An 11,985-nucleotide genomic window follows, 5' to 3' on the forward strand; every position below is an offset into this window, starting at 1 on the left:
GATCCCCATGAAACGCATTTCTGGCGCGCCGTTCTCCAACAAGCCCACCGTCGACAACCTCCCGGCTCCGACCGTCTTTGGCGCGCAGGACGGAGGCCTTGGCTACAACGATTTACTCGAATCACCCAACAAAACCGTCGTCATAACCTGCGCTACATACATCTTCGATCTTCCCGCTACGGCGGAATTGTTTTGGGGTGCAAGCGCCACCACGCCAATCGCCACCGTTGCTGTTGACGCGGGCACCTCGACGGTGAGATTTGAAGTGCCCGGCCGTGACATCGCTGGTACAAAATTTCCCGGCGACGACGACCGCCATACGGGCGATGGGGTGTACGACGCATGGTATCGGTACGTCTACTTCGGCGGTGTGGACAGATCATTGTCAACCCAGGTCATCGTGAAGTGCACGTTGCCAGGTGGCCACGATCCCGTTGGCGATAGCCGCGACATCAATGAAAACCTCGTTGCCGCCATCATCACTCCTTCACCCGTGCCCGATGAATCAAACGTGACAGTCAATGTCGATGTGAAGCCGTGGCGGAATATCGCGCAAGGTGATGTTCTCAGGGTTCACTGGTCCGGCCACACGTTCACCTGCCCCGCCGTTGACAGCAGACTCGTACCCCCGACGCTCACGCTCAGCCGGTCGGACCTTGAGGACGCGGGCGGAGCCGGGCACAAGCTGGTCCAGTACGAGATCGAGGACATCGTCAAGAACTGGTCGAAATTTTCCCTGATCACTGCGGTGGATGTATTTATCCAGACACCCCCTAAGCCGTGGGTCGTCGGCACTGTAAATGATGCGCAAGTGCTGCTACGGCTCGCCGATCTCGAGGACGACCACGTCACGATATTGGTCGAGAATCACGGAGCTGCTTCGGGCGCCACGGTCGAACTTGTCTGGCTACCGACCACGGGCGAAGCATGGTCGGCCAGATCGCCCGTTGCACGACCGAACCAGCCGCTCACTTTCACGATGCCGCTTACAGAAGCGAATCGGCGGGTAGGCAACGTCAGTGTCTCCTACACGATCACCGTATCAGGCGTTGAGCCATTGCCCTCCCTTCCGCTACAGCTGTATGTAGAACCCAAGACCGGCCTTCTCCCGGTGGAGATTCCCGGAGCCGAAGACGGCATTATTCGTCTGGCAGACGTCCCTCAGGAAGGTGTGATGATGCGGGCGCCCCACCAATCCCTCATCCCTTCAGGGAGCGAGATCACTTTTTCGTGGGAAGGTGTGGACACTTCGGGCGCACCGATTCAAGGGTGGACCACGGCTCGCGACGACGGCGTTGGCCCTACCCTCGCTCTGCTCCCACGCAGTGTGCTCGAACGTGTAGCGGGCAAGATTGCGGTTCGATATGTTGCCGATAGCGGGCGACTCGATGATCACATGGAGTCGCCCTGGGTCACCTTTACGGTGGCCGGTGCGGCCATTTGGCCCGCACCGGGTGTCGCCGAGACGGGCGGCAGCGATACGCTCCTACCGGTAGCCGCCCGCGACGGCGCGACCGTGGTAATCGATGCCGATCTTGTTGCGACGGACCAGGTCATGGTGTCGTTTGGTAGCTACACCAGTGCCGCGGTCAACGGCGCGCGACCCTTGCAGGTGAAGGTGCCGCCCTCTGCTGTTGCGCAGCACCTCGGCGAAACAATCATCGTCTCTTACACCGTTACACGTAACGGGTCGCCGGGGACGTCCTCCAGCCTACCGCTTCACATCGGCACCTTCCTCGATCGCGATGCACAGCTGCCTACACCGCGCATCGATCGGGCCGACGATAGCACCGGCATCATCGATCTGGGCGAGTTCGCGGGCGACCCGGTGGCCCTGGTCGATCCGTGGTTGCTCATGGCTATCGGCCAGACCGTGTGGCTACGCGTAGAAGGCACCCGCCAGGACGAACGCCCCGACACCATTATCCTGTACAGCGAGACGCCTGTGGACCGGGACATGATGAGCACTGGCCTACAGGCTGTCATCGCTCGAAGCCTACTGGAGGCCTGGAAGAACGCATCGGAAATCGTCGTTACCTGCAAAGTGAATTTTCGCGGCGGAGACGAGGCAGGAGCCATCCTTCTCACCCCGAAATCCTATCGGTTGCGCGTCAGCGCCCCGCCGGTGCAAGGCCGAGCGTACGAACTGGAAGAGTTCGAAGACCCCGCCGCCACCGTGGGCAACGGCACGGTTTATCGCTTGCGTTTCGCGACCATCCGACCAGTCGGCGGGCGAATTCAGATGGCTTCTACCACCTTGCCCCCCTATCTGGCAGGACGGCATCCCTTCCTCTACGAGAGCGCCGCCGGTGTCACCGCGACCATCCGGCTCGATCATCCCGCGCAGGTCGTCACCATCGGCGTCCGCCCCAGGAACACAAGCTTTCTCGCATCGGTAACAGCGCGCGATATCGATGGCAACGAATTGTGGCGGCAACCCGTCACGGCACCAGAGATCGTCCGCTTCCCTCCGAGAGGCACGCCGGGTACTTCGCCTATTGCCTCGCTTGATCTTCAGTCCCAGGCCGGCCAGACGGTTGACTTCGACAAGCTACTGGTCGAAACGGGGAGCACCTGGGACATCAAAATCCCTCCTGTCATTGAGACATTCGACGATCTGCCGCTTGGCGGCCACGGGAATCACTATGAATTCGACCGGTGGCACATCAATGCTGAAGGTGGCATCGTCGAGATCGAGAACGCACCTGGGGGCATGACGAGGAAGGCCTTGGCGATACACATGGACCCCGGCGCCGGCCGAATCCATCAACTGACGCCTCAGTACGCCGTATGCCCAAGGATCGGCATATCGCTAACCATGCGCAGCAGCGCGACATCGGCACACCAGGCCACTATCCAGGTCGTATACATCAACCGCGAAGATCGCGGTCTGCGCACCATCAGCCGTACGGTGAGCCTGAGCTCATCTGCTCAGTACATCGTGTTCAACGCGGTGGGCGATCTGGCGAGGGATACCGAATACGTATCCCACCTGCGAGTCGCCCATGCCGGCAATCTGGGGTCCACTGTTTTCTACGACGACATTACGTTCGAATAGGAGTACCCGACATGGATGTCAAGCCACTCGCGTATCCCTCTCCCTGGGTTCTCGACACCATTGGCGACGCTGGCGAGGTACTGGAGCCTCGCGCCGACGTCACCGTTCGCTGCGACGGCCACGAGGGCTTGAAGGGGGATACATTTGTCGTCCGGTGGGGCGCCGTCGGCGGCGTGCTTCCGCTCTATCGTTCTGAGCCAAAGGAGCTGCCGCGTAACCACTATCCGCTTGACTTCTTTATTCCGATCGCTGAGGTCATCGCGCGCGAAGGCCAGGTCGAAGTGGATTATGAGGTAACGACATCGTTCGGCATGGTGTACTCCGATTCTCGACACCTGCTCGTGATCAGCACGCCGCGGCTACTTCCCATTGATGTCATCGAAGCCACCGACGATGTTATCGACCTGACGAAGCTGAACGTTGGCGCCACCATGTCCGTTCCTCACCAACCCGGTACGGTGCCTGCCGGGAGCGTGATCACCTTCGAATGGGAAGGTATCGATGGACAGCAGCAGCCGGTACGCGGAACAGCTAAGGGCTACGACAATGGAAGCCAACCTACACAGTGCACGTTACCGATTGCGGACCTTGAACGCGTCGCCGAAATCGCTATCCGCTACCGCGTCGATACCGCAACCTCTGTTCATCATTTCGCCACCCCGCTTGCGTCCTACGATTCAGAGTGGCGAAAATTTCGTATCAGTGGTGCTTCGGAGGCATGGCCAGCACCCGAGATCATTGAACTTACGGGCGACACACTCGTCCCTCCCGCAGTTCGAAACGGTGCCACCTGCCTGATCGATGCCGAACTGGTAGCGAGCGATAGGGTAAGCGTTACATTCGGCAACTACTTCGCCGAAACGATCCCAGGCAGCCGGCCGCTACGCATTATCATTCCCCCAGGTGAAATCGGAATACGGCTAAACGAATCCGTAATCGTCGGCTATACCATCGAACGTAATGGTGTGCGATCCCATTCTTCCCCCCTCCCGATTCACATCCTTGGATTCGCTCCCAACGATCCGCAGCTGCCACAACCCCGCGTGGACGTCGCTGACGGCGATGACGTCGATCTGAGCCGCTTTAGCGGAAATCCCCATATCGTCGTCGATCCGTGGATTCTGATGGATCGTCGCCAGACCGTGTGGCTCACGCTTCGTGGCGAATACCGGGATGGCACACCGGCCGAGATCTCCCTACTGAACGGTGCAACGGTAGAATCGCGCTGGATCGACACCGGCATTGAGATCGCGGTTGAGCGTAGCGACCTTGAGGCGCTCCGTGATCGGTCCGCCCTGAAGATCACTTGCTACGTCAACTTCCGTGGTGGCGGCATAGAGGGCGCCACCACATTGCGCGCCCGCACCTATACGCTGCGGACAGGTTCAATTCAAGGTGGTCGCGCCTGGGAAGCAGAAGATTTCAACGACCTTGTCGCACTGATACGCCAGCGGGACGTACAGCTTCGTTTCATGACGCTCCGCCAGATAAAGGGCAACCTCTATACCGCCCCAGGCGAAGCGCCACCCTACGTTGACGGGCTATTCTCGCCGCACTGGATCGAAGCGGGCGCCCATAGCGAACTTACACTCAATCAACCTGCGCCCCAGGTACGCATCGGCCTTTCGCCGAATGGCCCAGGCTTACCCATTCATATTGCAGCCTTCGACGAATCCGCGCAACGCGTAGCCTTTCTCACCCGGGACACGCCTGGCTGGGCTCAACTGAAGGACACCGAAGGGCAACGGTGGATAAGCCGTATCGAACTGTGGACCACGGGCGATGGCATTGCGTGGTTCGACAACGTCCTTGTGGATACCGGTGAGCCTTGGTCAATGGAGCGAGAGCCGGTGTTCGAAACGTTCGACGATATCGCACCCGGTCGTTACGGGCCGCGGCTTGATATCACTGGATGGAGCATCGTCGCCGACCGAGCCGATATCGAGATAGAGAACGCACCTGGCGGCATGGTCGGACAGGCGCTAGCCGTTCACATGATTCCGGAAGGTCACGTGCACCATTTTACGCCGCGCTTCGGCGTTCGACCGACCCAGTCTGTGCAGCTCAAGGTCCGCAGCAGTCGTGTAGATCCACACACCGCGCACGTCCATGTCGCGTACTTCAATCAGGATGATCATAACCTTCGCACGGTATCTCGAAGGATCTCAATACACGCGGCAACGCAACTTGTCACTTTCGATACCCCACAGGACCTTCCGCGACAAAACGAGTTGTTGTCGCATTTGCGCATCGTACATGAGAACGGTAATCACGAAGTCACCGCATTCTATGACGACTTATCCATCGTGTGAGGAAAGGAGAACCCCATGATTACGACGTACCGCGCCCACCGCCCTATCAAATCCACTATTACCGCCATTGAACCACCTTGGGTCAAGGGCACCGTGAACGACGAAGGAAAGGTCTTGAGGCTTGCCGACGTGACAGGACCATCGGTCCAGGTTGAGGTGTACTCGCACGGCGGCCTTAAAGGCGAATGGATCAAAGTGCGGTGGGCGAGCGTCGCGGCCGCCTGGCTCCAGAACGTCGATGCGGTCCCTCCCTACGAAAGCCCGCTCATCGAGATCACCCGTGACAACGCGGCTCTTGACGTGGCCATTCCGAAGGATGAAGCCAACGCTCGTGCTGGCAGGGTCGCCGTGAGTTATGAGGTCTATAAGGCACAAGGTGGAACCGTGCCATCACCCATTTACAATCTTGATGTCGAAGCCGGCGGAAGTCTCATGCCGGTGGAAGTCGCCGAAGCCGTCGATGGCAAGATCTTGCTGGCCAACGTGCCGCCAGGCGGAGCGACAGTGCGCGCACCAAGTCAGGCGAGCATCCCAAGCGGGAGCACCGTGCGCTTCTTCTGGGAGGGCACTGACGTTGGCGGCCAGCCCGTAAAGGGTTACGACGAGGTCCGCTCTACAGGCGGAAGTGCAACCGAGGGAACGTTACCCAAGGCTGATCTACAGCGAGTTGCAGGAAAGATCGCCATCCGCTACACAGTCGATACACCCCTTCCTGCTGGAGTGTCCGCCAGTCCAGAGGATCACTTCGAATCGGAATGGGTTCAGTTTGATGTGGTCGGTGCAGCTAGCTATCCCGCTCCGCGCGTCGAAGAGACCGGTGGCGCCGATACCCTGTTGCCGCACGCTGCACGTGACGGTGCCACCGTACTGATCGAGGCAGACCTGGTCGCCACGGATAGCGTGACGGTGACGTTTGGCAGCTATACGTCTCCCCCCCAGGCAGGCTCGCGTCCCTTACGGATCAAGGTGCCGCCACCGGTCGTAGGTCAGCACCTGGGCCAACTGGTCGATGTGTTCTTTACGGTTACGCGTGGCGGCACATCTCAATCCCAAGTGCTTGCCCTGAACATTGGGCGGCTGAATGACGGTGACCCTCAGCTTCCTAAGCCACGCATCGATCGGGCCGACACGATTACCAACATATTGGATCTTTCGACCTTCACTGAGAGCCCGGAAGTACTGGTAGACCCGTGGTTGTTGATAGGCGTGGGCCAGACTGTATGGCTGAATCTTCAAGGCTTCGACGGGGACGGCAAACCCGCGACGATCATTATCTATAGCGGCACGCCGGTGACGCAGGACATGATCGCCACAGGGCTTGAGGTGCCGGTCGACCGCGGTCTGCTTGAGACCTGGCAGAATGCCTCAAACCTGATCGCAACCTGCAAAGTTAACTTTAGTGGTGGAAGCGAGGGAGGTGCCGTGGTGTTTACGACAAGCACCTTCAAGCTACTCACTGGAGGAACCGCGATCCGTGGCCGCATGTACGAGATAGAGCAGTTCGAAGACCCGGCGACGATCGTGCCGAATGGGCAAACCTACAGACTCCGTTTCGCACGGATCCGTCCCATCGGCGGCCGGCTGCAAAGTGCCTCGACCAATGGTACCTATCTGAAGGGACGGCATGTACGCCTGAACGAGCAGCTCGCGAGCGTGACGGCCCGCATCACCCTTGACCATGCCGCAACTGCCGCACAGATAGACGTGAAGCCCAGCAGCGCCAGTTTTCCTCTCCAAGTCATCGCATACGATACCGATGGGATCGAGATCAACCGGTATCCCGCCACGTCCGAAACCCGCCTGCGGATCAAGCCAACCGGGACACAACGCGTCGCCGCGCTGGAAGTCATCTCACCGCAGGGATACTACGCAGACTTCGATAACCTGCAGGTCACCACTGGAGGCACGTGGGACATCCGCCAAACGCCGGTTACAGAGACCTTCAACGACCTTCCGTTGGGCACGCATGGGGATCACTACGAATTCGACCGTTGGTACATCAACGCTAACGGCGGAGAAGTGGCTATCGAGAATGCGCCCGGCGGCATGCACGGTCATGTTTTGGCTATCCACATGGACCCAGAGGGCAAAGTTCACCAGCTCACTCCGCAGTATGCGGTGTGCCCACGAATCCACGTTTCACTCTATGTCCGTGCAAGCTCTGTCACCGGTCACGCTGCCGACGTAAGCGTTATCTACATCAACCGGGAAGACCTTACCCTACGCACGGTGAACAAGAGAGTGCAATTAAGTCAGTCGGCGCAGCGGGTCATCTTCGATGCTGTGAGCGACGTGGCACGCGACGTTGAATATGTTTCACACATCCGTATCGTCCATAGCAACGGAACTACCGTGACCACGGTGTTCTACGATGACATTACCTTCGAGTAATCAACGGTGACTGCGTTATCTGACGCCCCACCTTGGGTCGAGCGCACAGAGAACGACGATGGCGAAGTTCTCGTCATCGACGACATGGAAGCGCACGGTGTGGCCGTGGTTGTGGAAGGCGGCGGTCGCCCAGTAGGGACATTGGTGCAGGTGCGATGGTTTGGGGTGGGCGATGGCGATTCGCCCACCCCACCCTATGAAACGCCATGGCAGGAAATGAAACGTGCTAATGCACCGCTGGCATTCACCGTTCCGGTAGTGGAAGCAAACTTGCGACCTGGCGTCGTCCACGTTGCGTACACAGTACTTTCGCCCGATGGCATCGCTTCCACATCACGTACTCGCAGGATAACGGTATCGGCTGCCAGCCGCTTGCTGGCCCCACAGCTGCCGGAAGCGAAAGAAGGCACTGTTCAACTCGATCCCGCCGCGCAACCCCTCGCGCTCGTAGCGCCTCGCCAACCCTGGCTCGTACCTCCCGGCAGCGAAATAACGTTCTTCTGGGAGATCGACGACACCACAAACGACAAGGGGCGCGGATGGGATCGCGTGGCCATGCTTGACGCCGACCCTGCGCTGGGACGGCTTCCTTTGCCGGCACTGCTGAGGGCCATCGGACGCACCCTGATCGTCTCCTATACTGTCGACACCTTTGCGGGAACGCTAGCTCTTCGCCACCTGCGGTCGCCATCCGTCACGTTACACGTCGATGGGAAGGGAGCCACGTTTCCAGCACCTATGATTCCTGGGGTAACCTCTGGATTACTTGCGATGGATGCCTTCGGGCGAAGCGTCCCCGTCGAGATACAACGATGGCCTGGCATCAGCGATGACCAACTGATCTGGATCACCCTGGAAGGTACGACCGCTGACGGATCCACCGCCGTGGTGATTGCCGATGGTACATCGGTGACGAACGCTAATCTCGCGGAAGGATTCATCACATCATTCCCTGCAGATCTGCTCGAGCCCATGCTTGACGGGAGCACCCTGATACTTCGATGCAGTGTGTCTTTGGGTGGGGGTGGCGAAGCCGAGCGTGTGGATTTTCCCCTTACGTCCTACACTCTTGTACATGCGGGTGCCGCTCGGGGGCGAGCGATGGAATGTGAATCGTTCGATGGAGCCATCGGGTTGCGCGCTGGAGAGAAGCAAAGACTTCGTTTTCTCAGCGTTAAATGTACCGCCGGACAAATCACTTCCAATGCCGCGACTGCCACTGACCCTAACCTAACGGGCACTTACCTTAGCCTTGTTACAGATGGCTCGGAAGCAGAGATCCGCCTCGACCGCCCGGTGACGAAGCTAACCGTGGCTATGGCCATACGGACCCCGGCGTATCCTGCGCTGGTCGTCACCTATGATCAAAGCGGCGCAGCACTGGAAACACGCCACGTAACGATCACAGGGCGGGCACAGTTCGAGGCGGCGGATAATGAAAGACGCATTGCCTGGCTCCGTATACTTGCGGGCACCAGCCAAGGCGTGAGTCTGGACGATATCATTGCTGTCACCGGATATGCCTGGGCGGAACAGATCGAGAGATTCACGGAGACATTCAATGATCTTCCTCCTGGCGAACATGGCGAACTCTTCGCTTTTGAGCGGTGGAGCATTTCAACAGACGGCGGCAATGTGACGATCGCCCCCGATCCCGCCTCAAATCGTGGATCATGTCTCTCTATTCGAACAACACCCGCCGGTCGGGTCCACTACTTCACGCCACATTTCGGCGTACGCCCACGATCGCGGATCGCACTGCGCCTGCGCACCAGTGGATCGACGTCGCACCGTGCCGTCGTGGAGGTCGTTTACCTGAATATTGCAGACCTTACTACCCGAGCAGTAAGTGTCTCTACCAATCTCACAGCGAACTTCGCGACTGTCGTTGTTCCCAGCAATGAACTTGCAAGGGATCTGGAGTTTGTCTCACATCTCCGTATCGTGCACGACACGGGGAATGCCATTACTGCCGTCTTATATGACGACATCACCTTCGAGTGACCCGTTGGCCGGCCCCGCCATCGGCCAAACGCCCACCCCCGGCTAGCGCGCTGGTTGTATAGGCCCCGCCCCTTCCAAAGCCTATAAATGATTCCGCGAGCGCAGGTGCTGAAAGCCCTGCGCAAGGTAACGGGGGATCGCATGAACGCGGATGGGATGGTGTGGGGCTTGAGGGACCAGGAGATGCGGAAGGGCTTGCCGGCCGGCTCGGCTGGCTCGCTTTCCGCTGTCCTGGCCATTCGGCCTATGCCGTCCCGGCGCCGGTCCAGTAGCACGGGGCGTGACCATGAATGATCTGTTTCTCCCGGATGTTTCCCTCGATGCCACGGTGCAGGGTCGCTTTGGGCGGATTGCCGCGCAGTACCCCGAGCGGGTGGCGATCGCCTCTGACGACCTGACGCTCACCTACGCTGAGCTGGATGCGCGTAGTGATGTGGTCGCCGCGGGGTTGATGGCGGCCGGGGTGGAGAACGGGTCTTACGTTGCGTTGTTGATGGAACGGTCGGCGCTGGCGGTGGTTGCGGTACTCGGCGTGCTGAAAGCAGGTGCTGCCTACCTGCCGATTGACGGATCGTGGCCGGCGGAGCGCGTGGCTTTTGCTTTGCGTGATGCCGATGTTGCTGCTGTCATTGCGGATGAGCCTTCGGCGATTGAGGTTGTTGAGGTTCCGGTGTTTGGCATCGGGGATCTGGATGCCGTGGCGCAGTACCATCGCGCGCAAGCGCGCTCCTACAACGGCACGGGCGATGACTTGGCTTATGCCATGTATACGTCGGGGTCGACGGGGACGCCTAAGGGCGTGGAGATTCGGCATAGGTCGATTCTTCGGCTGGTGCTGAAATCGGATTACATTGATTTTGATGCGCCGCGGATTTTGCATGCGGCGCCGTTGGGGTTTGATGCGTCGACGCTGGAGATCTTTGGGCCGCTGTTGAATGGTGGTACCTGCGTGGTCTATCAGCAGCGCGTGCCCACCGGGTGCGGGATTGCCCGCACCGTGGAGAAGCATGGCGCGGAGGTGGCCTGGCTGACGGCTGCCCTGTTCAACGCGATTGTCGATGACGACGCCTCCAACCTGGCCGGCCTGCGCTGCATCCTGACCGGCGGCGAAGCCCTTTCGGTACCGCATGTGCGCAAGGCGCTCGCGGCACTGCCGGCCACTACGCTGATGAACGGCTACGGCCCGACCGAGTGCACCACGTTCACCACCACCTACCGCATTCCGCATGAACTGCCGGATGACGCGGGCGCGATTCCCATTGGCATGGCCATCGGCGAGACCTCGCTGCATGTGTGGGATGAGAACCGCCAGCCGGTCGTTAGCGATGAAGTGGGTGAGCTTTATATCGGCGGTACCGGTGTGGCGCGGGGTTACCTTAACCGCCCGGAGCTGACCGCCGAGCGGTTTATCGCCTCTGAGCACGGAATGCTTTATCGCACCGGCGACCTGGTGCGGTACCTGCCTGATGGGAACCTTGCGTTCATTGGCCGGGTGGATGGGCAGGTGAAGATTCGCGGGTATCGGATTGAGACGGGTGAGGTGGAGTTTGCGCTGCGGGCGCTGCCTGGTGTTGCTGCCGCTGCGGTGATTGCGCGGGAGGACCAGCCGGGGGATAAGCGGTTGGTGGCGTATTACGTGCCGGTTGATGGCACGACTGATCGCGCGCAAGCGCGCTCCTACAGGGACCAGCTCGCCCAAACACTGCCGGAGTACATGGTTCCTACGGCGTGGGTGCGGATGGAGGCCCTGCCGATCAATGCCAATGGCAAGCTCGATCGCAAGGCGCTGCCGGCGCCGGATCGTGCCCGGCCGGAGCTGGCGGCGGCGTTTGTTGCCCCGCGGGGCGGTACCGAGCTTGCCCTTTGCACCGTCTTCGCGGAAACCCTCGGCGTGGAACGCGTCGGCCGCGAAGACAACTTCTTTGACCTCGGCGGTAATTCGTTGCTGGCAACGCGTGCCATGGCGCGGATCCACGCGGAGCTTTCCGCCGTCCCTACCCTCGTGGGCTTCTTCGCGGAGCCGACACCGGCTGCCGTGGCAGCCACGATCGAGGGGCGGGGGGGGGGGGGGGGGGGGGGGGGGGGGGGGGCCCGGGGGGGGGGGGGGGCGGGGGGGGGGGGGGGGGGCGCGCGCCCCCCCCCCCCGCGGGCGGGGGGGGGGGGGGCGCGGCGGTCGGCGTTGCTTAGACTCAGTTGCTGGCAGGCGAAGCGGCGGTGGGG

The 11,985-nt window shown here is 60.4% G+C and carries 5 protein-coding genes; all 5 read left to right on the forward strand.

Annotated features, from left to right (window positions below):
* Positions 1–7 precede the first annotated feature (7 nt).
* Entirely contained in the window at positions 8–3,058 is a 3,051-nt protein-coding gene (locus tag ABIE56_RS22090) for a hypothetical protein (RefSeq protein ID WP_429245968.1), read from the forward strand.
* A gap of 11 nt (positions 3,059–3,069) precedes the next feature.
* Positions 3,070–5,370 (forward strand): hypothetical protein, encoded by a 2,301-nt coding sequence (locus ABIE56_RS22095; RefSeq protein WP_429245969.1) that lies wholly within the window; start codon positions 3,070–3,072, stop codon positions 5,368–5,370.
* Between the two features lie 15 nt (positions 5,371–5,385).
* Positions 5,386–7,761, forward strand: a complete 2,376-nt coding sequence (locus tag ABIE56_RS22100) for a hypothetical protein (RefSeq protein ID WP_429245970.1) — start codon at positions 5,386–5,388, stop codon at positions 7,759–7,761.
* 6 nt (positions 7,762–7,767) lie between these two features.
* Positions 7,768–9,765: a hypothetical protein gene (locus ABIE56_RS22105; RefSeq protein ID WP_429245971.1), complete on the forward strand. Its 1,998-nt coding sequence runs from the start codon at positions 7,768–7,770 to the stop codon at positions 9,763–9,765.
* Between the two features lie 286 nt (positions 9,766–10,051).
* Positions 10,052–11,985 (forward strand): amino acid adenylation domain-containing protein (locus ABIE56_RS22110; protein ID WP_429245972.1); only part of this gene is annotated, 1,934 nt, incomplete at its 3' end.

Origin of the sequence: Luteibacter sp. 621 (assembly GCF_050435445.1) — a bacterium.
GTDB lineage: Bacteria > Pseudomonadota > Gammaproteobacteria > Xanthomonadales > Rhodanobacteraceae > Luteibacter.